23 protein-coding genes, 2 tRNA genes, 2 rRNA genes and 3 pseudogenes are annotated in these 25,579 nt (G+C 46.7%); 20 read left to right on the top strand and 10 right to left on the bottom strand.

Annotated elements, in window-relative coordinates:
* Nucleotides 1–187: 187 nt before the first annotated feature.
* The 18 genes and pseudogenes from QUE23_RS08780 (at nt 188) to QUE23_RS08695 (ending at nt 13,405) form a co-directional block, all read left to right on the top strand.
* The gene (locus QUE23_RS08780) at nt 188–877 is read left to right on the top strand and encodes a phosphoribosylamine--glycine ligase (protein WP_286348632.1); all 690 of its coding nucleotides are present in this window, start codon (nt 188–190) and stop codon (nt 875–877) included.
* On the top strand, nt 855–1,370 hold the full coding sequence (locus tag QUE23_RS08775; protein WP_286348631.1) for a hypothetical protein: 516 nt from the start codon (nt 855–857) through the stop codon (nt 1,368–1,370). Before QUE23_RS08780 ends, QUE23_RS08775 begins: the two co-directional genes overlap by 23 nt.
* Complete coding sequence (locus QUE23_RS08770) at nt 1,337–1,426, top strand: hypothetical protein (protein ID WP_286349455.1); 90 nt, start codon at nt 1,337–1,339, stop codon at nt 1,424–1,426. Before QUE23_RS08775 ends, QUE23_RS08770 begins: the two co-directional genes overlap by 34 nt.
* Nucleotides 1,427–1,846, top strand: coding sequence for an RDD family protein (locus QUE23_RS08765; protein WP_286348630.1), 420 nt, complete (start codon nt 1,427–1,429; stop codon nt 1,844–1,846).
* Nucleotides 1,847–4,114: an LPS-assembly protein LptD gene (locus QUE23_RS08760; protein WP_434801986.1), complete on the top strand. Its 2,268-nt coding sequence runs from the start codon at nt 1,847–1,849 to the stop codon at nt 4,112–4,114. It begins immediately after the preceding gene.
* The gene (locus QUE23_RS08755; protein WP_286348629.1) at nt 4,115–4,810 is read left to right on the top strand and encodes a phosphoribosyltransferase; all 696 of its coding nucleotides are present in this window, start codon (nt 4,115–4,117) and stop codon (nt 4,808–4,810) included.
* Nucleotides 4,797–6,779 carry a polyribonucleotide nucleotidyltransferase gene (locus QUE23_RS08750; protein ID WP_286348628.1) on the top strand — a complete coding sequence of 661 codons (1,983 nt, stop codon included), beginning with the start codon at nt 4,797–4,799 and terminating at the stop codon, nt 6,777–6,779. Before QUE23_RS08755 ends, QUE23_RS08750 begins: the two co-directional genes overlap by 14 nt.
* Nucleotides 6,780–6,842: 63 nt before the next feature.
* Nucleotides 6,843–7,154, top strand: a complete 312-nt coding sequence (locus QUE23_RS08745) for a F0F1 ATP synthase subunit C (protein WP_053828868.1) — start codon at nt 6,843–6,845, stop codon at nt 7,152–7,154.
* Nucleotides 7,155–7,177: 23 nt separating this feature from the next.
* Nucleotides 7,178–7,262: transfer RNA gene (locus tag QUE23_RS08740), tRNA-Leu, on the top strand.
* A 109-nt stretch (nt 7,263–7,371) separates the two neighbouring features.
* Nucleotides 7,372–7,458, top strand: a tRNA-Leu gene (locus QUE23_RS08735).
* Between the two features lie 65 nt (nt 7,459–7,523).
* Nucleotides 7,524–8,036, top strand: coding sequence for an isochorismatase family protein (locus QUE23_RS08730; protein ID WP_286348627.1), 513 nt, complete (start codon nt 7,524–7,526; stop codon nt 8,034–8,036).
* Nucleotides 8,037–8,044: 8 nt separating this feature from the next.
* The gene (locus tag QUE23_RS08725; RefSeq protein ID WP_286348626.1) at nt 8,045–8,578 is read left to right on the top strand and encodes a hypothetical protein; all 534 of its coding nucleotides are present in this window, start codon (nt 8,045–8,047) and stop codon (nt 8,576–8,578) included.
* 38 nt (nt 8,579–8,616) lie between these two features.
* A complete protein-coding gene (gene plsY, locus QUE23_RS08720) occupies nt 8,617–9,276 on the top strand; it encodes a glycerol-3-phosphate 1-O-acyltransferase PlsY (RefSeq protein ID WP_286348625.1) in 660 nt (219 codons plus the stop codon).
* A complete protein-coding gene (locus QUE23_RS08715) occupies nt 9,273–9,602 on the top strand; it encodes a dihydroneopterin aldolase (RefSeq protein WP_286348624.1) in 330 nt (109 codons plus the stop codon). The genes plsY and QUE23_RS08715 overlap by 4 nt, the downstream gene beginning before the upstream one ends.
* Nucleotides 9,603–9,704: 102 nt before the next feature.
* On the top strand, nt 9,705–9,956 hold the full coding sequence (locus QUE23_RS08710) for a YfhL family 4Fe-4S dicluster ferredoxin (protein ID WP_053828833.1): 252 nt from the start codon (nt 9,705–9,707) through the stop codon (nt 9,954–9,956).
* Between the two features lie 6 nt (nt 9,957–9,962).
* Nucleotides 9,963–11,426 (top strand): Ppx/GppA phosphatase family protein, encoded by a 1,464-nt coding sequence (locus QUE23_RS08705; RefSeq protein ID WP_286348623.1) that lies wholly within the window; start codon nt 9,963–9,965, stop codon nt 11,424–11,426.
* Nucleotides 11,423–12,462 (top strand): annotated as a pseudogene (waaC, locus tag QUE23_RS08700) (lipopolysaccharide heptosyltransferase I). The gene QUE23_RS08705 and the pseudogene waaC overlap by 4 nt, the downstream one beginning before the upstream one ends.
* Nucleotides 12,455–13,405, top strand: coding sequence for a lipid A biosynthesis lauroyl acyltransferase (locus tag QUE23_RS08695; RefSeq protein WP_286348622.1), 951 nt, complete (start codon nt 12,455–12,457; stop codon nt 13,403–13,405). Before waaC ends, QUE23_RS08695 begins: the two are co-directional and overlap by 8 nt.
* Here the strand turns inward: QUE23_RS08695 and lpxE are convergent.
* From lpxE to QUE23_RS08650, 10 genes and pseudogenes are all read right to left on the bottom strand, one after another.
* Nucleotides 13,398–13,955, bottom strand: coding sequence for a lipid A 1-phosphatase LpxE (gene lpxE / locus QUE23_RS08690; RefSeq protein WP_286348621.1), 558 nt, complete (start codon nt 13,953–13,955; stop codon nt 13,398–13,400). The genes QUE23_RS08695 and lpxE overlap by 8 nt on opposite strands.
* Nucleotides 13,952–15,481, bottom strand: a complete 1,530-nt coding sequence (locus QUE23_RS08685; protein WP_286348620.1) for a sulfatase-like hydrolase/transferase — start codon at nt 15,479–15,481, stop codon at nt 13,952–13,954. The genes lpxE and QUE23_RS08685 overlap by 4 nt, the downstream gene beginning before the upstream one ends.
* 6 nt (nt 15,482–15,487) lie before the next feature.
* A pseudogene (locus tag QUE23_RS08680) lies at nt 15,488–16,767 on the bottom strand (citrate synthase).
* A gap of 142 nt (nt 16,768–16,909) precedes the next feature.
* Entirely contained in the window at nt 16,910–17,347 is a 438-nt protein-coding gene (locus QUE23_RS08675) for a hypothetical protein (RefSeq protein WP_286348619.1), read from the bottom strand.
* Nucleotides 17,348–17,504: 157 nt separating this feature from the next.
* Nucleotides 17,505–17,747 (bottom strand): zinc ribbon domain-containing protein, encoded by a 243-nt coding sequence (locus QUE23_RS10240; RefSeq protein WP_286349221.1) that lies wholly within the window; start codon nt 17,745–17,747, stop codon nt 17,505–17,507.
* 14 nt (nt 17,748–17,761) lie between these two features.
* Nucleotides 17,762–17,959: a transposase gene (locus QUE23_RS10235; RefSeq protein WP_286349220.1), complete on the bottom strand. Its 198-nt coding sequence runs from the start codon at nt 17,957–17,959 to the stop codon at nt 17,762–17,764.
* Nucleotides 17,960–18,545: 586 nt separating this feature from the next.
* Nucleotides 18,546–19,038: pseudogene (gene tnpA / locus QUE23_RS08665) on the bottom strand (IS200/IS605 family transposase).
* Nucleotides 19,039–19,148: 110 nt separating this feature from the next.
* Nucleotides 19,149–19,835: an AAA family ATPase gene (locus QUE23_RS08660; RefSeq protein WP_286348618.1), complete on the bottom strand. Its 687-nt coding sequence runs from the start codon at nt 19,833–19,835 to the stop codon at nt 19,149–19,151.
* A 68-nt stretch (nt 19,836–19,903) separates the two neighbouring features.
* The gene (locus QUE23_RS08655; RefSeq protein WP_286348617.1) at nt 19,904–20,362 is read right to left on the bottom strand and encodes a hypothetical protein; all 459 of its coding nucleotides are present in this window, start codon (nt 20,360–20,362) and stop codon (nt 19,904–19,906) included.
* Nucleotides 20,363–20,589: 227 nt separating this feature from the next.
* Nucleotides 20,590–21,543 carry a hypothetical protein gene (locus QUE23_RS08650; protein WP_286348616.1) on the bottom strand — a complete coding sequence of 318 codons (954 nt, stop codon included), beginning with the start codon at nt 21,541–21,543 and terminating at the stop codon, nt 20,590–20,592.
* Nucleotides 21,544–21,834: 291 nt separating this feature from the next.
* Here QUE23_RS08650 and QUE23_RS08645 point away from each other — a divergent pair.
* Both QUE23_RS08645 and rrf read left to right on the top strand, forming a co-directional pair.
* Nucleotides 21,835–24,723: ribosomal RNA gene (locus QUE23_RS08645) — 23S ribosomal RNA — on the top strand.
* Nucleotides 24,724–25,004: 281 nt separating this feature from the next.
* Nucleotides 25,005–25,120, top strand: a 5S ribosomal RNA gene (rrf, locus tag QUE23_RS08640).
* The last annotated feature ends 459 nt before the right edge of the window (nt 25,121–25,579 follow it).

Raw genomic sequence — 25,579 nt, 5'->3', positions numbered from 1 at the left:
AGCCTGAACGATGCGTGTTTCATAATAGGGCAAGTTCGTTTATCTTTTTTATGAGGCTGTTGTAGTGGTTTTGGTGTGATGGGCATTTCTTGTATCTGCCCCCTAAAAAAACCCTCTTGCCTCTTATAGCTTTGTTGAACTAAGCACACAGGTAACGGTCGTTTGGGCGATTGACATTAGGGATTGAATGAAGAGAAAAGTTTTAATCATTGGGGGCGGAGCGCGCGAGTATGCACTAGGGCGCAAGCTAAGAGAGGACCCTAGAGTGAGCGAGCTGTTCTTTTGCCCGGGCAATGGCGGGACGCAGAGCATTGGCGAAAATGTCTTGTTGCCAGACTTCGCCAAGATCGCCGCTTTTGCCAAAGAGAAGATGATTAATTTCGTGCTAGTGGGGACGGAAGGGCCGTTGGTGGGGGGTTTGGCGGATTTTTTGCAAGAAGCGGGCGTGGCGGTCTTTGGGCCAAGCAAGCAAGTGAGCAAATTAGAGGGCTCTAAGAGCTTTGCTAAAGAGCTGGCCACCACCCATAATATCCCCACCGCCCCTTATGCCATCGCCACAAGCGTGCAAGAAGCCCTAGAGTTAGTCCCAAGCTTTGGCTACCCTGTGGTGCTCAAAGCCGATGGGCTCGCGCAGGGCAAGGGTGTGGCTATAGTGCAGAGTGAAAATGAAGCCAAAGTGGCTCTAGAAAGCTTGTTTAAAGTGCATTCTAAAGTCGTTTTAGAGAAGTTTCTAGACGGCGTTGAGCTGTCCATGTTTGCGTTTGTGAGTGGACAAGATTTTTTACTTTTGCCGGCTTGCCACGATTATAAAAGATTGCACCCAAATGGACCGAACACGGGGGGGATGGGGGCGTTTGCACCCTCCCCTATGGGATGACACTCTAAAAGAAAAGCTTGTAGAGCGCATTTTAAAGCCCACCCTTAACGCCTTGCACGCACAGAACACGCCCTTTGTGGGGGTGCTGTATGCGGGGCTCATGCTCGTGGAGCAAGAAAGGGCTTTAGAGCCTTATTTGTTGGAGTTTAATGTGCGCTTTGGCGACCCTGAGTGTAGCGTGCTCTTGCCCTTGCTTAAAACCCCTCTACTGGACTTATTAGAAGCCACCTTACAGGGCAATTTGGCGCAGGTGGAGTTAGAATTGCACCCACAGCATGCCTTGGGCGTGGTCTTGGCAAGCAAAGACTACCCCCACCAAATCTCGCAAGGACAAAGCGTCTACATAGACCCCATTGATGAGAAAAACGCCCATTTGGACTTAGGCAAAATCACACAAGAGAATGGGGTGTTCTTGGTTGCGGGGGGCGGGTGTGCGTGTGTGTGGGTTGGGGCAAGTCGCTGGCTGAGGCTAAAAGCCACGCCTACCACCTAGTAAAGAAGGTGCAGTTTGATGGCATGCAGTTTCGTGAGGACATTGGAGTGCTTTGATTGGATGCCAAACTAGAAGAGAAAATTTACAAGGAAAGGCTCGTGATCGCCCCCTTTTGGTGGCGGGTGGGGGCTTACTTGGTGGATTTGCTCTTGATTTGTTTTTTGGCGTGGGATTTGCATCCTTACTTACCCCTGCACTCCGTGTTTTTGCGCTTTTTATGCGCCTTTGTGGCGGTGCATGTGGTTTACGAGTCTTTGTCTATGCTGGGTTTTGCAAGTAGTGTAGGCAAACTCGTGTTTCACTTACGGGTCTTGGACTTTAAAAGTCTAGACAAGCCCCTATTTGCCGCCCGTTTAAGGCGGTATTTATTGAAGGAACTCTTGCTTTTTTACCCCTTAGGTTATTTCTTTAGGGATAAATTTGGGCGGACTTTTTATGACAGACACGCACAGACTTTTACCATCGTGTCTAAATGAGTGGTGTGGCGCGGTACTTTTATCATTGTTCTTTTCTTGGGTGTGTTGTTTGGCAAGCAACAGCAAGTGGCCGTGCAAAAGTTTGACAAGAAAAACCATAAAATCTTTGAGCTACTAGCCGACCGTGTGGACGCTAAGAACAATGTTGTTACGGCTACGGGGCATGCGGTCTTACTCAATTACGATGTTTATATTTTGGCGGACAAAGTGAGCTACGACACGAAGAAAAAAGAAGCCACGATGGATGGGCATGTCAAAGTCTATCGGGGCGAGGGACTCTTGGTGCAAAGCGAGCACATGAAGGTGCGTATGGACGACAAATACGCCCTCATGTTCCCCTTTTATGTGCAAGACAGCGTTACGGGCATTTGGATCAGCGCGGACATCGCCCACTCGCAAAAAAACCACTACTACATCAAAAACCTCACCACCTCCGGTTGCGACATTGAAAATCCCATTTGGCATGTCAACGCCTCTTCGGGCAAGTACAACGCCGACAAACAACATTTGTCCCTCGTCAACTCCAAAATCTATTTAGGCAAAATCCCCGTGTTTTACCTGCCCTATCTTTTCACGTCTACAAGCACCAAACGCTCTAGTGGGTTTCTCTACCCTGAGTTTGGGACTTCTAACCTCGCCGGCTTTATTTATTTACAGCCCTTTTACATTGCCCCCAAAGATTCGTGGGACATCACGTTGACTCCGCAGATCCGCTCTAAAAGGGGTTTGGGCTTAAATTTTGAAGGGCGTTTGATTAACTCCCATCAAGATAAATTTTTATTCAACGCGCGGTATTTTCGCAACTACAACGCCTACACTAAAAAATACGACTTAAGAAACCAAAATGTCTTTGGGTTTGAAGTTTTGCACGCCAGCCGCCAAGCCTTGCAAAAATATTTTGGACTAAAAAAGCCCCTAGACAACGCCTTTTATTTAGACTTCTTGTATATGAACGACCTAGACTATGTGCGCTTTGAGAAGGTGAATAAGCGCATCACGGACGCGACCCACATGTCTAGGGGCAACTACTATGTGCAGACGAACAACCACTTTTACGGCTTTTACCTCAAATACTTTTTAAATCTGAATAAAATCAACAACAACAACACCTTCCAATCCCTACCAAATTTGCAATACCACAAATACCTCAACACCTTGGGTTGGAAACACCTGCTCTACTCGTTAGATTATCAATTCCACAATGTCGTGAGACAAGTGGGCTATGGCTACGCCCAAAACACCATCAATGTCCCCCTGGGCTTGCAATTTTCCATGTTTAAAAAATACCTCTCTGTGGGGCTGTGGAACACGGTGCAACTCAGCAACCTTGCGATACTCAACACTAAAACAAGCTACATCCCGCAGGTGAGCGGACAATCCAAAGAGTTTGGCAATTACTTTTCTAGCTCCTATGCCCTGTATTTAAACACCGACCTAGCTAGAGAGTATCACAAGCTCTTACACACCATCCAATTTCAAGCCCTACTTAGCGGGGCTTACTACACCTTTGCTAATGGGCTGTTTGACACACAAATGTATGATTTAAGCGCACAGGCACTTAACAACTTCACTTCGCCCACGCTCAGCAACTACGCCGTGGGGGGGCGTTTGTACGATGCCGTGTGGAATCCCTCCCTGCTTTTTGCCCCAAACCCTTCTAACAGCCAACTTTATTTGAACTTAACGCAGTATCTCTATGGACTAGGGGGGCAAGAGTTGCTCTACTGGCGCATTAGCCAGGTGCTAAACTTTGCTGACCCAACTTCTATCGCCAGCTCACCGATGGAGAGCAAAATCGGGTTTTCGCCCTTAAGAGGGCTTGATGTTTACGGGACTATCTTTTATTCGTGGTATTACAACAGTCTAGAGGAAGCGTCTATCAACGCCAACTACCACCGTAAATTTTTAAGCGCAAACGTTTCCTACTATCTTAAAAAGAACTTCGATGAAAGTGGCATTAATAAAATCTCGACAAACAACTCTAACTATTTAAAGGCCGGCCTTAGCAACGACTTTCGGTGGTTTTCTTTAAACGCTTCGGTGGGCTACGACATTGAAAATAATGTGATTTTAAATTGGCGCATCGGCATTTTTAAACAAATCCGCTGTTTTGGCATCGGGCTACAATTTGTCAACCAACGCCGCCCCGTTTTAACCAGTAACCCCGCCGACCCCTTAAGGGTGTATGAGAACAACTATATTAAATTGACCCTAGACTTCTCACCCATCACCAAAACCAACATCACCTACCGATCATTGAGGCGTTGAATGAGTAATTTAGTCGATGATTTCATGTTTGCTAGCCCTGAAGACGCGTTGCAGTTGCTGATGAATGAGATTTTAATCCGCCATTTAGACACCAAAAACGCCTTAATGCTCGTAACAAGCCTAAAGGGCTTGAAGTTCGCCCATGTTTTGGCGCAAAAACTAAACACCCCCCTAGATTTTCTTTTCACTGCCCCCATTTACGCCCCCCTTAATCGAGAGTGTGAAATTGCCTTAGTGAGCGAGAGCATGGATATTTTAATGAACGAGAATTTAATCAACTCTTTTGAAATCACCCTAGATTATGTCTATGGGGAAGCTAAACGGGTGTATGAAGAAGAGATTTTATCTAAGATTTATAAATACCGCAAGGGCAACACGATCAAATCCCTTGAAAATAAAAATGTTTTCATCATAGACTATGGCATTGAAACGGGCATCACGGCGAATTTAGCCATCCAAACCTGCATGGCAAAGTCGTCTAAAAACATTTATGTACTCACGCCTATTTTGCCAAAGAGTGTGGCGGATGCCTTAGCCATGCTTTGCGATGGGGTGGTGAGCGTGTACCGCCCCGATTATTTTGTCAGCATAGACCACTACTACAAAACCCCGATACAAATTGAGCCCACCGAGATTGAAGCCATTTTAAAGAAAATTGAAGAAGCCCAAATGAAAGGAAATGATGCAAAAAATTAACATAAACAACGAAGAATTTATTTTAGATTACATGGCGCGCCAGGCCACAAGTTCCCTGCTTTACCGCCATAAGGACACTACGATTTTAGCCAGCGTGGTGGTGGAGCCACAAAGCGTAGAAGAGGACTTTCTGCCCCTAAGCGTGCAATACACCCAAAGGGCTTATGCTGTGGGTAGGCTACCGGGCAGTTTTACCCGCCGTGAGGGCAAAATGGAAGACTTTGAAACCTTGACTTCAAGGCTCATTGACCGCTCTTTGCGCCCCCTTTTTGCCAAAAACTACCGCCATCCCACACAAATCACGCTCTTGCTGCTAAGCCACGCTTATGAAAGCGATTTACAAGTATGCGCCCTAAACGCCGCGGCAAGTGCCCTTTACTTAGCCAATGTGGGCGTGGAAGAAACGATTCATGCCATGCGCTTAAAGGAAAAGGGCGATCTCTTTGTGGCAGGCAGTGTGGATAAGATCTTAATGATAGAAATGCAGGCAAATGGGGCGCACAACCCCTTAAGCGAGGCGCAGCTTTTAGACCTACTTGCCACCGCCCACACCCACATTAAAACCCAATGTGCCCTTTACACCGAGCATTTTGCCCCCCATAGAAAAGCCAAACTAGAAACCCCCCGAGAAAAGCCATTAAACCCCCATTTAATGCAGATTTTAAGCACCCGCTTTAAGCCCCAAATCCTAGAAACCATGTCCTTAATGGCAAAGAGCGAGCGGGGCGCACAGCTAGAACACCTCTTAGATCACATCGCCCATGAGCTGAACGAGCATTGCCCCACAGAGTTACAACACGCCCTGCACGCCTGTTTTAAGGAACAAATGCATAGAAGCATTTTAGACAGACAAGAGAGGGCGGATGGACGGAGTTTAAAGCAAATCCGCCCCATACGCATAGACACAAACCTACTCCCAACTTGCCACTCCAGTGTGTTTTTTGAAAGGGGGCACACGCAAGCTCTAGTAACCTGCACTTTGGGGGCCGAGGGCGATGCCAAACAAAACTTTGGCTTGCAAGAGGCAAGCCCCAGCAAAGAGCGCTTCATGCTCCACTACAATTTTTACCCCTTTAGCGTGGGGGAGGCGGCCCCGCTTAATGCGCCCAGCCGCCGCGAGCTAGGGCATGGGTATTTAGCCCAAAAGGCATTGGCTTGCTCTTTGCCCGAAAACGCCCCCGTGATCCGCCTTGTGTCTGAGATTTTAGAGTCCAATGGCTCTAGCTCCATGGCGAGCGTGTGTGCCGGCTCTTTAGCTCTAAAGGCGAGCGGCATTGAGCCCACCGCCTTAGTGGCTGGCGTGGCGATGGGGCTTGTCTTTGATGGCACAAGGCACGCTATTTTAAGCGACATCAGTGCCCTAGAGGACATGCAAGGGGACATGGACTTTAAAATCGCGGGCACAAGTGAGGGCGTGGTCGCCATGCAAATGGATACAAAGTTGGCGGGCTTGCCTTTAGAGTGGTTGGCAGAGATTTTAGAGCAGGCCAAAGAAGCCCGTTTGGTGGTGCTAGAGCGCATGCAAGAGGCGGTGGTCTCCATGCAAATCAACACAAATTTACCCACCACCCAGAGTTTTTACATCCCCGCGCAGAAAATGAGCGCGCTCATTGGTCCCGGGGGCAAGCACATTAAAGACATTTTGCAACGCTTTGGCGTGCAGATTGACTTAGACAAAACAAGCGGGCTTGTAGCGATCAGGGGTATGCAAGAGGCGGCAACACAGGCTAAAGAGTACATCAACCAAGCCCTGCAACTGCAAAATTTGAGCGTGGGGCAAAAGGTGCAAGCCTTTGTCAAACGGGTGGTGGATTTTGGCGTGTTTGTGCGCTTAGAGGCAGGGGGTGATGCCTTGTTGCATAAGAGCAATGTGGGGGATTTGGACTTAGAAAGCCTAGAAAATGGCGCGCCGCTTTTGTGTGAAATCTCTAAAATTGAGCAGGGCAAGGTGCATGTCATTTTAGCTTAAGCTTAGAGTTGCTATAATTGGGGCTTGTGTAGATTTTAAATAGCAAAGCGAGGTTGTGGCGGTATGAAGTTTTTTGTGCTTTTCTTTTTAGGAGCTTTAGGGCTAGCCTTTGGAGCAGATATGAGCGGGGTGGATATGATTAAATCCTACTCTGTCGTGGGGGCGGTTGTGGGGCTAGGCGTGGCTGCCTGCGGGGGCGCAATCGGTATGGGCAACGCCGCCGCCGCCGCCATCACAGGCACAGCCCGCAATCCTGGCGTGGGTGGTAAATTACTCACCACCATGTTCATCGCGATGGCGATGATTGAGGCGCAAGTGATTTACACCCTTGTGTTTGCCATCGTGGCGATTTACAGCAACCCTTTCTTGGCCTAAAATCAAAAGGGAGGGGGATACAAGCACTGGTGGTGGAATTGGTAGACACGCCATCTTGAGGGGGTGGTGGGGCAACCCGTGCGAGTTCGAGTCTCGCTCAGTGCACCACACGCAAAACCGAAGGTTTGCAAAAATCAACGCGAAGTGTCTGTTCGCATGCGTGGTGTTTGTGCGTTCATAGTTTTAGTGGCTTGGTCGTTAGACTTAAGTGCAAAAAGCCAAAATGGTGGAATTGGTAGACACGCTAGACTCAAAATCTGGTGGAGGCAACTCCGTGTCGGTTCGAGTCCGACTTTTGGTACCATTTAATCAATCTTTCAATTTTTAGACATTTTGGGTTAGAATAGGGGCTTTCAAAAAAGGATTGACATGACCCAAGAAACCCCCCCCATTATCTTACTCATTGACTTACAAGAGCGTTTGTTTCAGGCCATGCCCCAAAAAGAGGCGTTGCTAGAAAACTCTTTACGCTTTTTGCAAATCGCGAAAACCCTTAAAATCCCCATTGTCGCTACAGAGCAAAACCCCGCTAAGCTGGGCGCAACTTTGCAAGAGGTTAACCCCTTTTGCCAAACGATTGCCACCAAAGAGAGCTTTAGCGCCTACCGAGTGCTGGATTTGCCTAAAGCCCCCTTGTTTGTGCTTGGCATTGAGGCGCATGTGTGCGTGTATCAAAGCGTGCTGGATTACTTAAAGGCGGGTTTTAGTGTGAGCGTGCTGGCAGAATGTGTGGGCTCAAGAAAGCCCACGGATTGCACCCTAGCCCTAGAGGATTTACGCACACAGGGGGCGAGGATTGTCTCCATTGAAATGTGTGCCTTTTCTTGGCTACAAACCTACACCCACCCGCAGTTTAAAGCCATTTCTAGCTTGATTAAATAGGACGGTTTGTGCGGATATTTTATGTGATTTTGCTCGGGCTACTCTTGGGGGCGTGTGCCATGAAACACAGCCTTAGTGCGAGTTTGGTAACCTTTGACATCGCCCATCAAGGGGGTGTGGTGAAGACTTACTGGCGAAAACTAGGCGACAAGCCGTCTAAGGAGTTTGTGCTGGGCGATAATAACTGGGTGTTGTTGCTGTTTAAAGACCCTTTTAAAAAAGCCAAAATAGAGCAACGCTACTTAGAACCGGGGGTGTATTATCTCGCGTCCTTTGTGTTGCAGGTGGGCGATCGCTTGCTAAAGAGCCAAAGCACCTTGCCTAGATGGCGCACAGGCTGGGACAAGGTGCATAATAAGCCCCTCTTTTTAGCCTTTGAGGTCAAGCCCCACACCCCGCTCAAACTGCCCCCCATTGAGCTAGTCGTGCGCCACATTTTGCCAAATAAAAAGCAAAAGATTAAAGAGAGTTACAAGGTTAATTTTCTCTTTAACGACAAGAACCATGTCTTCATCAAGGGGGCTTATCTCAAGTCGTTTTGAATTTGGTTATAATGGGGGTTTAAATTTTAGGGGAGTTTATGGATAGTCTCTTGAACTTTTTGACGAATATCAATGTCATTTTTTATATTTTGGGCTATGTGGTGGGGGGCATGCCCTTTGGGTATTGGCTGGTGAAGGTCATGTATAAGGTGGATGTTACAGCACACGGGAGTGGGGGCATTGGGGCGACTAATGTCGTGCGGGTGCTTAAAAACATTGACCCGGATAAGGCCAAAAAAATCGGTTCTCTTGTCTTGATCTTGGACTTAGTGAAGGGGGTTTTTTGTGTGTTGCTTGCCAAAATAGCAGGCTTGAACTTTGCGGCACAATGGATGGTCGCCATCGCCACAATTTTGGGACATTGCTATTCGCCTTTTTTAAACTTCAAGGGTGGTAAGGGGGTCAGCACCACAATGGGGGCGGTGCTTTTATTGATCCCGGTAGAAAGTTTGATCGGGCTTGCCTTGTGGGCGGTGATCGGCAAGGGGCTTAAAATCTCGTCTTTAGCGTCCATTGTGGGGGTCGGCACGGCGACTATTCTCATTTTTTTCATGCCTAAATTCTTGCCCGCTCCCATTAATATTGTACATGAGGTCGGTACGCAAACGCCCATGGTGCTGATTTTTGTTTTCACACTTTACAAGCATTGGTCTAATCTACTCAATCTCTTAAGCGGGCAAGAGGGCAAGATTTTATGACCCTAAGCGTACAAGATTACCAAATTGATGCCATCATTGGGGTGCTAGAGAGCGAGAAAAAAGCCCCGCAGCCCTTGATTGTGGATTTAAGCATTGAGTACAACTACACCCCCCAAAACCACCTAGACTACATGGACATTTTAGAGGTGGTGCAAAACAAACTGGCCACCACACAATACGGACTTTTAGAGGAGGCCTTAAGCGAAATCACAGCGTGGCTTAAGACCTGTTTTCCCATCATCACGCAAATCACCATGGCGATCAAAAAACCCCAAGCTTGCCAAAAGGCGTTGGTCGGGGTGAGCTTGTGCGTTGCTTTTCCATAAAAGTGCGGTGTTTAGGGGCTTTTTTGGGGAGTTTTTAGAGAAAATTTAGCAAAACTCTAGTAAAAATACGCATGCTAAAAATTCTACAAAAAAGGGGTTTTCGTGTCTTTATTGGTTAGTCAAGAGTGTATTGCTTGCGATGCGTGCCGGGAGGAGTGCCCCACAGAAGCCATTGATGAAAGCGACCCGATTTATTGCATTGACCCGGATCGGTGCACCGAGTGTGTGGGCTACAGCGATGAGCCTAGCTGTGTCGGAATTTGCCCGGTAGATGCGATTGTGCCCGACCCCAACAACGCCGAAACCCAAGAGGAATTGCAGTACAAGTACGAAAGCCTGCGCGAAGAAATCTAGACTTTTATGGCAAAAATCACCACCATCATTGACATTGGCTCGAACTCTGTACGCATGGCGATCTTTAAGAAAACGAGCCAATTTGGCTTTTACCTGCTCTATGAGATCAAGGCCAAAGTACGCATTTCGCAAGGCACTTACGAGCATAAGGGAGTTTTGCAAAAAGCCCCACTAAAACGGGCGTTGCGGGCACTCAGCGACTTTAAGGACATTGCTGAAAAATACAAGAGTCGTAAGATTTTATGCGTGGCAACTTCAGCCGTGCGCGATGCGCCCAACTCTAAAGAGTTTGTCGCCCTTGTCAAGCAAGAATGTGGTTTGCAGGTGAAGGTCATTGATGGCAAGAAAGAGGCGTTTTATGGGGGCGTGGCGTGTGCGAATCTCTTGCACCACAGAGATGGGATCACCATTGACATAGGCGGGGGGAGCACCGAGTGTGCGCTGATTGAAAATGGTAAAATCAAGGATTTGATCTCGGTCAATCTAGGCACCATCCGCCTAAAAGAGTTGTTTTTTGACAAAAACCTAGATTTGAATTTGGCAAAAGAGTTTATCCAAAAAGAACTAGCCAAGCTCCCCCCCCACTTCAAAACAAGCTGTGTCTTTGGCGTGGGCGGGACGATCCGCTCTCTGGCTAAAGTCGGTATGTTTCAAAACAACTACCCCATTGATGTGATCCACGGCTATGAAATGGATGTCAAAAGCAACTGGCATTGGATGCAACAAATCATAAAAAGCAGCGAGTCGCAACTTGCCGAGTTTGGCATTAGCGAGGATCGCAAAGACAGCATCCGCAGCGGGACCTTGATTTTCACCATGTTTTTGGAGCATTTTAAAGCGAGCACCATTGTGGCTAGTGGGGTGGGTGTGAGAGAGGGCGTGTTTTTAAGCGACATGCTAAGAAGCCACAATCACAGCTTTCCTAAGGGCATTAACCCCTCCATTTTATCGCTCCTTGATCGCTTCTTGCCCCACTCTAAACACAGCCAAGAAGTCAAAAAAGAATGTGCCAAACTCTTTGAAGCTCTGCAACCCTTGCATGGCATTCATGAAAAATATTTATACCATTTAAAAATCGCGGGGCAACTCTCTAGCATTGGTAAGGTGCTGAACTTCTACAATGCCCACAAGCACGGGGCGTATTTGAGTTTGCACTCTTTGAGCTATGGCTTTTCCCACCAAGATCGGGCGATCATCTGCCTATTGGTGCAATTTAGCCACAAGAAAATCCCAAGAGACAGCAACATCGCCCACATCAGTGCCATCATGCCCCCCATTTTGACCTTGCAGTGGCTCAGTTTCATTCTAGGGCTTGCTGAAACCATGTGTCTAGCCCGCGTGCCCAAAGGCACGCACTACAGCCTAAAACACAAGACCCTACAAATCAAATGCCCGAGCGACACCTATTTATGCCAAGAGATCGCCGCCAAACTCACCAAACCCGTACCCTTTGAAATTGAGTTTGTATGAAAATCGCCATCATTCGGCTCTCAGCCCTAGGCGATGTGATCGTAAGTGCCGTGTTTTTACCCTTTTTGAAGCAACACTACAAGGGGGCTAAGATTCATTGGTTTGTGGACGAAAACTTTGCCCCTATGCTCAAAAACTCCCCTACATTGATGTCTTACACGCCTTGCCCTACAAAAAAACCTTGCGCTCCAAAAACCCCCTAAAAATTTGGCGTTTTTATTGGCATTTGCGCTCTTTGGGGGTGTTTGATCTCATCATTGACATGCAAGGGTTGTTAAAATCCGCTTTAATCGGGCTATTTTTGGCAAAGAAAAAGCCTAAATATTTTGTGGGTTTTGACAAGCACTCCATTCGAGAAAAGCTCGCAAGCTTCTTTTACACCCATAAAACTGCTATCCCCTACAATGCCCACATTCTAAAGCGCAACGAAGAGGTCTTGCACTGCGCCTTTAACCTTGCCTTTGGGGCACAAGAGTGGGGGGACACTTTAGCCTCTAGAAACCTCGCCTTTTTCTGCCCCAACAGCCCTAAGTTAGAGCCGATCTTAAATACCCCCACGCCCAAGGTTTTGTTTGTGCTAGAAACTTCTAAGGTGCATAAAACCTACCCTTTAGAGGGCTTTAAGCAAGTGGGGTTAGCCTTGAGGAATCACGGGCTAGAAATTTTAATCCTAAGCCACGCCCATGTAGAGCAAGCCCAAGAGCTTTACACCGATTTAAGCCCCCAAGTGCAAGTTACACTTTTGCCCCCCTTAAGCCTAGAAGAGGTGAAAACCCTTGTGGCTAGGGTGAGTGTGGTGGTGGGTGGAGATACGGGTGTGGTGCATTTAGCGTGGGCTTTAAAAATCCCTTCGGTAACTCTGTATGGCAACACGCCTAAAGAGAGATTTGAACTAAAGGGCATAGGGCATGTTGCCCTAGTGGGTAACCCTAAAGCCGACTACAACAAAAACGACCACTCTATTAAGGACATCCCGCCCCTTGCCATTCAAGAGGCGGTGCTAACCATATTGAAAGGGACAAACAAACTTGGCTAAAGAGAGCGGTATTCAAAGGGAGTGGGGGATATTTTGGGGCAAGGTTTTAGAGTGGGCTTTAAATGGATTGGGCTTTGTGTTGGCACGCTTGCCCCATTCTTGGTTTGTGGGCTGTGTGCGGGCTTTGGGATTTGTCTTTTACAAGCTAGACAAGAGGCGTTACTACGATGCTAAGGCGAATTTAGACTTTATTTTCCCCGAAATGGATCACGTCCGTAAAGAAGCGATCATTAAAAGGGCTTACCAAAACTTCGCCTTCATCATCTTAGAGAGCGTACGGGTGGAGTTTCTACCTAAAGACATTTACGATGCCCGCTTCACGCTCATCGACCAAGAAAATGTCTTAAAGTCTTTAGCCAAGAACGGGCAGGCGGTGGTGATGGGCATGCACTTTGGCTACTGGGAGGCGGTGGGGACTTCTTTGGCACAATATTATGCCCAATACGATCGGGGGTCTTTGGGGCGTTTGACGAAATTTGAGAGCATTAACCGCTTGATTGTTAAACACCGAGAGGCTTTTGGGGTGCGTTTTATCAACAAAGTCGGAGCGTTTAAAGAACTCTTAAAAGTCTATAATGGAGGCAAGGGCTTGGTGGGGATTTTAGTCGATCAAAACATTTCGCCCAAAGAGGGGGTGGAGGTGGATTTTTTCGGACATAAGGCGACCCACACGACCATAGGCTCTATTTTAGCCCGCCGTTACAACATAGACATTGTGGCGGTGATCATTGACTTTAACGAGGATTACAGCCACTACTTCGTAACTTACTACCCCCCCATTAAAATCAACATCACAGAAGACAGCCAAGCCGACATCCAAGAAGCCACGCAAGCCCAAGCCACACTCAGCGAGCAAATCATTAGAGCACACCCTGAGAGTTGGTTTTGGTTCCACCGGCGCTTTAAAAGCACCCACCCGGAGATTTATAGAAAGCCTACTTAAAGCGGCTGGTTAAAAACAACACACATAAAATGCCGACACTAAAGCCCGCAATGAGTGCCCCGATAGTATGCGCATTAAGATAAATCCTTGCGCCCATTGTTAAGAGGGCTAGGGGCAAAAAGCCTAGCCACCCCCACCCATAGCGGCGCACTAAAAAGCCCAAAGCACAAGCGACCATCGAAGAATGTCCGCTCGGCATGTTCTTGTTGCTCCCATTGGGCCGCTCGCCCAAACGCCGCCCAAAAAGCACGACATCATTTAACCCCCATTTAAGCGCGTGTGTGGCGATCGTGGTGGCGATGCTGACATGGATGATTTGCACCAAGCCCACAATGTCTCTTTTGGCTAAAGGCAGGGCAAAAGAGGCGATGGTGGGGATGAAGCGGGCGTAATGCTCGGTAACGCTAAAAGCGGTGGGGACTTGGGGCTGTTTGGCAATCTTGGGAAAGGGGGTGATGACCCCCGCCAAAAAGAGCAGGAAAAAAAGCACAATGCTTTTGATCGGTAAGTGCTTAGGCAGACTGCTTAAACAAAGGGTTTTAAGCGTCATTGGAAAATATCCAAATGGGGGTTATAAGCGGGGCTTTTTTGCAACCCAAAGGCGTGCAAGACACTGGAAAAAATCACATCTTGATGGTAGTTGGGTTTTATAGGTTTGGCTTGCAAACTCGTTTGGAAGGCGGGGTTGATGTAAACAATGAAGGGGACTTGTTTTTGAAAATCGGGGGCGATAAAATAGGGTGTGCCGTGTAGATACAACCCATGTTCGCCCAAACTCTCGCCGTGATCGCTCATGTAGAGCAACACCGCTTGGCGGGATGTGTGGTGCAAAGCGTGGATGGCTAAATCCAAAACCCGATCGTTGTAGGCGATGGTGTTGTCGTAGGCATTGATGAGCTGTGAGGTTTGGCAAGTGTTGAGCTCATTGTGGGTGCAAATGGGTTTAAAGGGAGCGAAGTCCTTGGGGATTTTATCCACATACAGCGGGCCATGCGAGCCCTTGAGATGCAAGATCACCAATAAATTGTCTTTAGGGTAGCGTTCAAACAAATGGGGCAAGGCTAGAGCTAGGGCTTCATCATAGTTTAAAATCTTAGGCGCAACCCCTCTTTCTTTCAGCCACTCTTGCCACATAGATTTAGCAGGTTCCCAGTCCACATCCATGGGTCCTGGCCCATCATTAAGGCTCAGCCACACCACCTTAATCCCTTGTCGGTGCAAGAACAAGGGCAAGTTCTCATACCCGCTCTTGGCGTTTAAAATGCACGCCAGTGCAGCGGTGGTGTAGGTGGCGCAAGAGGTGGCCTTAAGGGCTAAAATTTCGTGGCGGTTTAAAAGCTCTTGCAATTTGGGCGTGGTGGGCCTGTTGTAGCCATAGATGCCATAGTTAGCCCGCCTTGCGCTCTCGCCAATGGCTAGCACCACCACCCGCCCCTGCACCTGCATAGGGACTAAGCCAAAGCGTTTTAAGGGGGTTGTTTTTAAGGAGAGCAGGGCGGCACGCACGGTGTTGATGCTATAGTTATAGGGCGCAACCAGCCCGCCGATGGCCTTAGCATGGCGGTCAAAAAAGAGCCATTGTTTTGTGTGCGTTGCCCCCCACAGCGCGAAGACAAGCCCCGAGCCTAAGAAAAAATAGGCTTTATTTCTAAAGGGAGCTGTTTTTAAGGGCAAGGCCCAAAAGATAGCCCCCACAACAAGCCCTAGCAAGACATAAGCCCACAGATGCCCACCTAAAAAGGCACTGGCTTCATTGAAGTTGGTGTTGAGGACATTGCCCATCATTTCTCTTGTCAATAGGGCGTGGTAAGTGCCAACAAAGTAAAGGGCTAGGGCATTGAGCAGGCTAAAAAGGGCAAGCAAAAAACGCAGCACGACCAAGCCAAACACCGACAGAATCGCAAAGACCATGTTTGTGGTGCAAATGTAGGCGGCGCACACGCTAAAAGCCACGCTAAAGCCCCCATTTTCTCTCAGCACAAATCCCAGCAAGGGCAGGTTAAAGAGAACTAAAGAGACAACGCTGTAGATCAATAAGCCCCAGCTGAGGGGCAGGGGCGCGACACGAAAGGACATTAAAACCTATTTACCGATGTAAACCTGTCTAGGGCGGGCGATTCTAGCTTGGGCGTTTTTGACATGCTCTAAAAGCTGGGCGCACCAGCCCACCGTGCGCCCGATCACAAACACGGGGTGAAAAAGCGCACGGGGATTTGCAGGGCCCGCAAAATCGTGCCGGAGTAAAAGTCTACATTAGGATAGAGGTTACGCTCAATGAAGTAATCGTCTTTTAAAGCGACTTCTTCGACTTTAGCGGCGATTTCATCGAGTTTGGGGTTCATTTTAATCCCCTTGGCTTGCAAGTCGTCTTTGAGTCGCTTTAGGATCTTTGCCCGTGGATCGTAGCTCTTATACACCCGATGCCCAAAGCCCATGAGTTTAAATGAGTCGTTTTTGTCTTTCACCCGTGCGATGTATTTATCTACATTTTTCACATCGCCGATCTCTTCAAGTTGGTTTAAGACCTTTTCATTTGCCCCGCCGTGTAAATGCCCCCAAAGTGCGCTGATGCCTGCGCTGATCGCCGCATAAGGGTGCACGCCCGTAGAGGCAACATTGCGCACGGTGGTGGTGGAAGCGTTTTGCCCGTGATCGGCGTGTAAAGTGAGGATTTTGTCTAAAGCCTCCACTTCTAGGGGGGTGATCTCCACCTCGCCATTGAGACCATGTTTAAGCCGCTCGTGCGGGTAGGCTCTTAGCATGAATAAAATGTTCTCAATGTAGCTGCGGCTGATGTCGGGGTGGATGATGGGCGCGCCAATCTCGTTGCGGTAGCAAATGGTCGCTAGGGTTGGTATTTTTGCCACAATGCGCCTTGCCATTGTTTGGCGGTCTTCTTCGCTGTCCATTCTGGCGTGATCGAAATAAAAAGTGGAGAGGATAGACACTCCACTGCTGAGTTTTGCCATAGGGTGGGCGTTTGTGGGGAAGGCGGAAAACATGTTCATCAAGGTTCTATGGATAAAACTGCGGTGGCGTAGTTCTAACTCGAACTCTAGCGACTCGGTCTCATTTTTTGGCAATTCATCGGTGAGCAAGAGCTTACACACATCCACATATTTATATTTGGCGACCAGCTCTTCAATGGGGTGCCCCTTATAGTAGAGCTCACCCTTTTTGCCATCAATATAGCTAATGGTGGATTTGCACCCAGCCGTAGAAGCGTAACCCGGATCGTAAGAAAAAATTCCCGAAGTTTCAAAAAGCTTAGAGAAATCGATCGCATTGGGACCACGGGTGCAATGGATGGTCTCAAACTCAAACTTCTCGTTTGTTTCATTGTTGATCAGTGTGATAGACATGGGCTTCCTTTCTAAAATATCTTAAATTATACACACAAAATGTAAAAGGAAACCACTTTGGTGGGTTGTGTACTTGCCCTATTGTCGGGGTGGCTTACACTAAAGTGCGCAATCTACACAACCTATAAGCCAAAAACTCCTCTCACCATTGTGTGTTTGACTTCTCAAAAAGTAACTTAAAAGTGAGCACCACTTGGGTAATTGCCCCCTCTTCTTGTTCTTTACTCATTTTTATTTTGGGTTTTTGCAAGGTGATGAGCTTGTCTAGCTCCATGTTCTCTCCCTGCCAAAGCACCCGATCCCTCTTGCTAAAGAGTCCAAGTAGGGGGATTTTAAGGTTGTTGGCAATATAGGCGTTGCCCGTGCTGGGCGAAATGAGGAGCCAAAGGCGGGAGATGAGCTCAACCATGTTGAATAAATCGCGATTGTTTTTAAAAACCACAATATTAGGCAGTGTGGGTGTGAAATCAAGGGCAATGGGATTGCCCTGATAAGTGGGTAGAATGAAAAGAACTTGCGGGTAAAGTTTGGCAAGTTTGCAGGTGAGATTTAGCCAGTCCTGAAGGCTGAGATTATGCACGCATGTGCGTGAAAAGGGGTTTAAGCAGACCAGCTTAGAAAACGCACCATAGGGAGCAAAAAATGAATCGATTCTTTCTTTTGTGTTTAGGGAGGGTTTTTAGGCGTGTGACTTTGACACACTCCCCCTAGCTAAAGCTAGGGGGAGTGTGGAATCATCAAGGTTTGCCCACTAGGCATGTTTTACAGCCTTGACTCCAAGAGCAAGCCCGCTCTCTATGAACATCAATGCTTGCATTGAAGTCTCTATCCAAAGAAAAGCCACAAGAGAGATAATTTTGGCAGGCATTATAGGCCCGCTCTCTATCTTTTAGGCTCAAATCCTCTTTAAGTGCTCCACAGCTAGAACAAGTTTTAGAGCTGGGAACAAAAGCAACGCTTTTGATGAGACCTATAACCACTTGGGTTTTTCTCTCTAGAGGATAGCCCTTGCATTATAACAGTCCTCGCAGTTTGGCATTAGACGCGCAACCCTTCGGCTTGCGCACCCCCAAAGTTTAACCATACCCTTCAAGTTCAAGTCTTCAATGAAAATAGTGGCGTATTGTCTGGCTAGACTATTGGCAAGCTTGTAGAAAAAGTCTGTTCTCAGGTTTTTGATTTTTCTGTGCAATCTAGCAAGCCTTCATCTAGCTTTCAAGCGGTGATTCGAGCCTCTTTTCTTTTTAGAGATTTAGAACAAGATTTCATCAAAATAATATTTAGAGAAAAATAAAGGTAAGGGGATTTGTGCGCCATGAGAGCAGGTGAGAAATGTTTTTAACCCAGCAAGCCCCACGCTGTTAGTGCCTGCAGGTTTAGGGGAAAACGCTTGGCGTTTTTCTCCACACACCAGGCACAAGAAAACATCGCCTAGATTATCTCTTTTAATGGTTAAGGTCTTAGGTTTGCCATTGAACTCGTAGGTTTTAACAAACTTAAAGCAACAACCACTAAAAGAAATAATATTGTCTTGGATTTTATAACCCGTTTTCCCTTTAAAAGTGAAAGATTGATATAGAGCCACTCTTTTAAATCTAGGAGGTCTGCCTTGTTTTTAAAAAATCTTTGATAAGCCTTGTCTATCCTCTCTACTAACTCCTGCAAGGTTTGAGAACCCAAAGTTTTAAAAAAGCAAAGTGTGTTGTTTTCATTGAGTTTGGTGATGTGCTTTGCAGAGTGTAGAGATTTAAGTGTTTCTTGTAGAGCCTTCATATCTCTTATGCCAAGCCATACCATGGTTGTAGCAAATGCCATAAAAGCGTAGAAGCTTGCTGATGTGCTTGTGCTTGCTTGCATGGTAGAGTTTCTGCTTGTAGGCGATTAACATCGTCTTTCCACTTGTTTTCAAAGGCGCACCCCCCTATAGAAGAAATCAAACAAGAGTTTGTCCATGGTGTGGGTAGTCTTGTTCTCAAATGCACAAACTCTTGCCTTAAAAGCCGACTGCTTCTGCCTTTAGCTGTTCTAATAAACTTCATCACTCCAAAATGAGCGCAGCGGAGTTTCTATGCTCCTTTCTGTTTCCATTTCTAAAATCTCCACCTCTAATTCTTGTGCCACTTCTAAAACAATTTGTTTCAATCTTATCTCTACCTGATTTACAAGAACTTTTCTCTTGTATTTAGGACACCACACAGCATGGTATTTGCAAGTATAGACAAGATTGTTGTTGCTCTTGTATTTGATCGTGGTTTTCGTACAAAGTGCCATGCAAGATTATATTAACTGACACTTTAAGATGATTGTCTTTTGTTATGCTCTCAAGAGCATGCGTGGTAATCCCCTTAGCTAAAGAGCAAAGCATTCTGCTTTGTGGGGCTTTAGGGCGCGGTTGGTAAGATGTCTATATCCACGGGCTCAAAGACCACCCGCACCGCGAAACGGCGTAAAAACTCCCGTTTCATGCCACATTCTATCAAGTCTTCACTGGTGAAGTGGGGGATTTTGGGGACTTTGCCAAACAGCACATTGTTAGGCTCTTTAGGTTCGTTGTTGTGCCACAGCTTTTCAAAATGCCCTAGGATGATAAAAAGCATGTTCTCCGTCTTTAAGGTAATCTTCTCCCCCATAGCCCGATTCCCATAGTCAAAGGACACAAAGCCCTTTTCAATGACTTTTAAAAGTTCGTTTTGCACCCCCTGCCGCCACTCTTTGTCATGCCAGCCGCCCTGCCCGAGTTTGTCGATCTCATCTAAAACCAGCACCCCTTGTTCGGCTTTTTCTTTATCATTGCCCGCATTGCTATAAAGCGTGGCAAACATTTGGTTGGTTTCATTGCCTATGTAGCCCGTGGGGGTGAAGGCGGCGGCGTTGGCGATGCAATAGGGGATGTCTAAATACTTGGTTACCATTTCAATTAAAAAAGTCTTGCCACTCCCTGATGGTCCTATACAAATGGCATTGGCTTTTTCTAAAGTGGATTGTCCGTTGATGCGCTTATAGTGGTCGCTAAAAACTAAACTCATTTGTTTTTTAGCATTCTCTTGTCCAATGACAAACTGATCCAAATACGCCTTAATGGCTTTGGGGAAGTGATCGATGCTTTGGGGTTGTGGGGTTTCTAGCTTGGAGGTTTCTAGTGTGCTTTCTTTTGGGGGGTTGTTGCCTTTAGATCTTCAAGAAAAACGCCATGATCATTAAAAAAATGTGCTTGTGCTCTAATGACTAATTTTAAAAAGGCGGGTCTGTCATCAAAAAATAGGGCTTGCTTATCTTCACTGATATAGTCAATGACTAAAGCAATAAAACGATCTATCAGGCTCTCTGTCGCTTTGTCTAGGGCTTGTTTAGCTTTTAAGGTGGCATTGATCAACTCTTGTTTATCGCTTATGGAGTCTGTGATGGGGGTGATTTGCTTGGCGCACCACTCTAAAACATGCACCCAAAAATTTGTATTTTCTTGGAGAAATTGCTGTTGCATTGCAAAGATTTGTTTAAAAAATGAAACTTGGTGATCAAAAAATAAGGCTTCTGTGTAGGCATCGATCTTGTCGGCGCACCATTCACAAAATGCTCGTTCTAAACCCGTAGGCACTAAAAGGGGGTAGGGTGTGGGCTTTATAGATTTGTGTTCTTTAAAGTTTAAAAAGCAAGTGCAAAAACTCTAGGCTGTGGGGGCGGTTGTTTAGATAAACATGGGGTTTAAAGTCAGGATTTGGCACGACCACACCACTACACGACCACACCACTATTTTTAAGCATGATGGGCAAATTTAAATGGCTTGCAAGGGCGTTTATCGTGCTATCTATCCCGGCGTGTCTTTAGTTAAAGACTTTTGAAAACTCCAGGGCTTGTGCAGAACCATGCTTGAGTCTTTTTAATAAGGTGTGCTCGATTTCTTGCATTTCAATTGAGCCGTTAAAAATCTCTAACAAGCGTTGCAAAATCCATATCTGTAGGGCGTATTCAAAGTAGTAATGCTTGTGTTTATTAAAAGTGAAGCGGTGCTTGTGTAGAGCACTATACGCTTTAGGGCGGTCTAAATTAAAGGTTTTAAAATCTTGGGGGGCTAGTATGCCACAAGTTTCTTGCAAGCGGAGTTTAGCGATTTGCTTACGGGTTTTGCGCTTGAGTTTTGGCTTGTTCTTGGGGCGTACAAGGCTATCGACCACACCCGCTAAAGCCCCTTGATAAATCCTTAAATATTCCTTAATGTTATGATATAGAATATCTCGATCAAAGGTGGGCAAGTCCTTAGGCTTTCTGTGCGTGGTTTGAAACCTATAAAAATCTCCATCGTGGTAGAGTTCTAAAACTGGGGCGATTTCTTGAGGCAAAAAGGGCATGGCTTTTATGCAGAGTTTGGCGCAATCGGGAGCAGTTTGTAAATTTTTCTTTAAGCGATCTGTAAAATCTAGCTCCCATTCTTTGAGAATTTCTACATACAGACGCGCGCTAAAATGCTCCATATCTACATCTACATATTGCATGGTGTCGTGGGCGGCACTCAAATGAAAAACATGGTTAGGGTCTTGGATGGCAAAGGGCTTAAACAGATCTACTGAAAAGCAGATCACCTCCCCAACATTTGTAAAATTAATGCTGCATGGTCTTGGTTTCTGTAGTTGGGGGGGGGCTTTAAGCTTGTTTAGTTGTTTAGCATGTCTATCAAACCACTTGATAATACTCTTACACAGATTAAAGGCAAGAGTGACGACAAGAATGCATAAAATCAGCCCGACTTCGGCACAAAGCCAAATCAAAATGCAATGCATGCAATCCCCTTAAGTTATCTGTTATTTTGCTCTTTTTGGGTTAACACAATGTTTTAATGACCACTTCAGCTCCCCTTAAGCTCCAAACCGCTAGTATTGCGTTTTGCTTCTAAGAAAGCTTACATCGAAAAGGTGAAAACTTTTTTCTAAAGCGTCAATCTTAAAAGCGTGTTATTTGACTTTTTATTGTCAATAGCCTATGTAAAGGTAAAAACTACAAAGCCAAAAGAATTATACTCAATAAGGCGGTGTGGCTCTTATGCAACGCTCTAGCGGATATGCTAGAGTGGCAAACAAGATATTAAGAGTGGATGGTGGATGCCTTGGCAAAGAGAGGCGATGAAGGACGCACTAGACTGCGATAAGCTACGGGGAGCTGTCAAGAAGCATTGATCCGTAGGTGTCCGAATGGGGCAACCCAATCCACAGCAATGTGGATTACTCTATTTATAGAGAGCGAACCTAGCGAAGTGAAACATCTCAGTAGCTAGAGGAAAAGAAATCAACGAGATTCCCTCAGTAGTGGCGAGCGAAAGGGGAAAAGGGCAAACCGGGTGCTTGCACTCGGGGTTGAGACACGGCAACATTCAAGGGGTTTTCTAGCAAAGTTGTTTGGAAAGACAAGCCATAGAAGGTGATAGCCCTGTATGCGAAAGGAAAACCCTAGATAGCCGGATCCAGAGTAGGTCAGGACACGTGAAATCCGGGCTGAAGCCGGGGAGACCACTCTCCAACCCTAAATACTACTCTTTGACCGATAGCGCACAAGTACCGTGAGGGAAAGGTGAAAAGAACCGTGGGTAACGGAGTGAAATAGAACCTGAAACCATCTACTTACAATCATTCAGAGCCCTATGATTTATCAGGGTGATGGACTGCCTTTTGCATAATGATCCTGCGAGTTGTGGTGTCTGGCAAGGTTAAGTGAAAACGAGCCGTGGCGAAAGCGAGTCTGAATAGGGCGCATCAGTCAGACGCTGCAGACCCGAAGCCAAGTGATCTATCCATGGCCAAGTTGAAACGAGTGTAACAGCTTGTGGAGGACTGAACCCGTGCCCATTGAAACGGGCTGGGATGAGCTGTGGATAGGGGTGAAAGGACAAACAAACTTGGTGATAGCTGGTTCTCTTCGAAATATATTTAGGTATAGCCTCAAGTGATGACAAAGGGGGTAGAGCTCTGATTGGGCTAGGGCTGCTCGCCGCAGTACCAAACCCTGTCAAACTGCGAATACCTTTTGTTGTATCTTGGGAGTCAGGCGGTGGGTGATAAAATCAATCGTCAAGAGGGAAACAACCCAGACTACCAACTAAGGTCCCCAAGTTCTATTCTAAGTGGAAAAAGATGTGTGGTTACTCAAACAACCAGGAGGTTGGCTTAGAAGCAGCCATCCTTTAAAGAAAGCGTAACAGCTCACTGGTCTAGTGATCATGCGCTGAAAATATAACGGGGCTAAGATAGACACCGAAGTTGTAGATTATGTTTCACACATAGTGGTAGAAGAGCGTTCTGTGCAGCACTGAAGGCATACCGGCAAGGAGTGCTGGAGCGCACAGAAGTGAGCATGCAGGAATGAGTAGCGATAAGATGCGTAAGAATCGTATCCGCCGTAAATCTAAGGTTTCCTACGCGATGTTCGTCATCGTAGGGTTAGTCGGGTCCTAAGCCAAGTCCGAAAGGGGTAGGCGATGGAAAATAGGTTAATATTCCTATACCAATTGCAATGCGCGATGGGAGGACGCATAAAGTTAGGTGAGCCAGCTGATGGATGTGCTGGTCGAAGGGTGTAGATTGGGAGAGTGGCAAATCCGCTCCTGTATTTCAAACCTGACAGGCTCTCTAAAGTACTTCGGGTCAAGGGGAGAATCACTGACACTATCGTGCCAAGAAAAGTCTCTAAGTTTAGTTGCAATTGTCCGTACCGCAAACCGACACAGGTAGATGAGATGAGTATTCTAAGGCGCGTGGAAGAACTCTCTTTAAGGAACTCTGCAAACTAGCACCGTAAGTTCGCGATAAGGTGTGCCTACGCAAGTAGGTCTCAGCAAAGAGTCCCTCCCGACTGTTTACCAAAAACACAGCACTTTGCCAACTCGTAAGAGGAAGTATAAGGTGTGACGCCTGCCCGGTGCTCGAAGGTTAAGAGGATGGGTTAGCCGCAAGGCGAAGCTTTGAATTGAAGCCCGAGTAAACGGCGGCCGTAACTATAACGGTCCTAAGGTAGCGAAATTCCTTGTCGGTTAAATACCGACCTGCATGAATGGCGTAACGAGATGGGAGCTGTCTCAAAGAGAGATCCAGTGAAATTGTAGTGGAGGTGAAAATTCCTCCTACCCGCAGCAAGACGGAAAGACCCCGTGGACCTTTACTATAGCTTAGCACTGCTAATGGGAATGCCATGCGCAGGATAGGTGGGAGGCTTTGAAGCAGACACTTTGGTGTCTGTGGAGCCATCCTTGAGATACCACCCTTGGCGTTTTTGTTAGCTAACTGGCCTAAGTCATCCTTAGGCAGGACAATGCTTGGTGGGTAGTTTGACTGGGGCGGTCGCCTCCTAAAAAGTAACGGAGGCTTACAAAGGTTAGCTCATGGCGGTTGGAAATCGCCAGTTGAGTGTAATGGCACAAGCTAGCTTAACTGCAAGAGAGACAACTCAAGCAGAGACGAAAGTCGGTCATAGTGATCCGGTGGTTCTCGTGTGGAAGAGCCATCGCTCAAAGGATAAAAGGTACCCCGGGGATAACAGGCTGATCTCCCCCAAGAGCTCACATCGACGGGGAGGTTTGGCACCTCGATGTCGGCTCATCGCATCCTGGGGCTGGAGCAGGTCCCAAGGGTATGGCTGTTCGCCATTTAAAGCGGTACGCGAGCTGGGTTCAGAACGTCGTGAGACAGTTCGGTCCCTATCTGCTGTGGGCGTAGGAAAGCTGAGGAGAGCTGTCCCTAGTACGAGAGGACCGGGATGGACATGCCACTGGTGCACCAGTTGTTCTGCCAAGAGCACCGCTGGGTAGCCACGCATGGTTGTGATAAGAGCTGAAAGCATCTAAGCTCGAAGCCAACTCCAAGATGAGCTTTCCCTGAAGCTCGCATGAAGACTAAGATGTTTGATAGGGTGGGTGTGTAAGTGCAGTAATGCACTCAGCTAACCACTACTAATAGAGCGTTTGGCTTGTTTGCTTGCGTAATAGCTTCACTGCCTTATTGAGTGTAATGGGGCTTTGTAGATAGACCAACATAGGTTATTGATTTAAAGCGTTGCTTTTTAAGTTTGCTTTTTTAAATAAAAATGCTAGAATGGCGTTTTTATTTTAGGGATGGCTTAGTTTTAACTTGAGCCATCCTTGATTGTTCTAGGAGTTTAACTTAGAATAATCGAAGCTCAGTCCTTAAGACAAGGGCGTAACCCTAGGCTCTCTTAAAACTTTAAGAGAACCGAAAGCCTTAAAAAGCTTCGCTTTTCCCGTGTCCCTAGAAGAGAGGAAATACCCAGCCCCATCCCGAACCTGGAAGTCAAGCTCTCTTACGCCGATGATACTGCGCTTTTCAAGTGTGGGAAAGTAGGGTGATGCGGGGGAGTTGTTTTAACTTCTTGATCCCATCCTAGCAATTCCATTCCAAATATTTATCCCTATGTCTTATTTGTAAAGTTTTGGTTTGTCCTTTTTGGTCGATTGTTGTTCCTTCACTTCTTCTAAAACCATTTTGACTTTTTTAGAGCCTACACTTGTAGGAGAATCTAAATCCTAGAGTCTTAGTGGTTTAGTGGTTTATAGGATTGGGATAACAATATTTTAAAGTAAAAGTAATAGTGGCAGATATAACAAAGTAAAAAGATTACTTAAGGCACAAAGAAATAAAGAAGTCTCCAAAAGACACATGGCGCAAGCGCAGTACCAATACAAATCCAAAAGCAAAATAAAGTAAAATCTTAAGGAATATAATGGCAAGGGGCGGTAGTCTAGAAGTAGGAGGGGTATGCTCTTTTAGGGTGCGGAAAAGATGGGGGATGTGAGAGGCTTATGCTGCAACCATG

Origin of the sequence: Helicobacter felistomachi (assembly GCF_030296895.1) — a bacterium.
Lineage (GTDB): Bacteria > Campylobacterota > Campylobacteria > Campylobacterales > Helicobacteraceae > Helicobacter > Helicobacter felistomachi.
Note: the sequence above shows the minus strand (reverse complement) of the source record. Positions and strands in the feature narration are given on the sequence as shown.

What these genes read in the sequence shown, in the direction of transcription:
- lpxE (WP_286348621.1), bottom strand. Translation starts at nt 13,955, where the DNA reads ATGACGCTTAAAACCCTTTGTTTAAGCAGTCTGCCTAAGCACTTACCG.
- QUE23_RS08705 (WP_286348623.1), top strand. Translation starts at nt 9,963, where the DNA reads ATGGCAAAAATCACCACCATCATTGACATTGGCTCGAACTCTGTACGC.
- QUE23_RS08780 (WP_286348632.1), top strand. Translation starts at nt 188, where the DNA reads ATGAAGAGAAAAGTTTTAATCATTGGGGGCGGAGCGCGCGAGTATGCA.
- QUE23_RS08755 (WP_286348629.1), top strand. Translation starts at nt 4,115, where the DNA reads ATGAGTAATTTAGTCGATGATTTCATGTTTGCTAGCCCTGAAGACGCG.
- QUE23_RS08685 (WP_286348620.1), bottom strand. Translation starts at nt 15,481, where the DNA reads ATGTCCTTTCGTGTCGCGCCCCTGCCCCTCAGCTGGGGCTTATTGATC.
- QUE23_RS08730 (WP_286348627.1), top strand. Translation starts at nt 7,524, where the DNA reads ATGACCCAAGAAACCCCCCCCATTATCTTACTCATTGACTTACAAGAG.
- QUE23_RS08745 (WP_053828868.1), top strand. Translation starts at nt 6,843, where the DNA reads ATGAAGTTTTTTGTGCTTTTCTTTTTAGGAGCTTTAGGGCTAGCCTTT.
- QUE23_RS08715 (WP_286348624.1), top strand. Translation starts at nt 9,273, where the DNA reads ATGACCCTAAGCGTACAAGATTACCAAATTGATGCCATCATTGGGGTG.
- QUE23_RS08750 (WP_286348628.1), top strand. Translation starts at nt 4,797, where the DNA reads ATGCAAAAAATTAACATAAACAACGAAGAATTTATTTTAGATTACATG.
- plsY (WP_286348625.1), top strand. Translation starts at nt 8,617, where the DNA reads ATGGATAGTCTCTTGAACTTTTTGACGAATATCAATGTCATTTTTTAT.
- QUE23_RS08650 (WP_286348616.1), bottom strand. Translation starts at nt 21,543, where the DNA reads ATGCATTGCATTTTGATTTGGCTTTGTGCCGAAGTCGGGCTGATTTTA.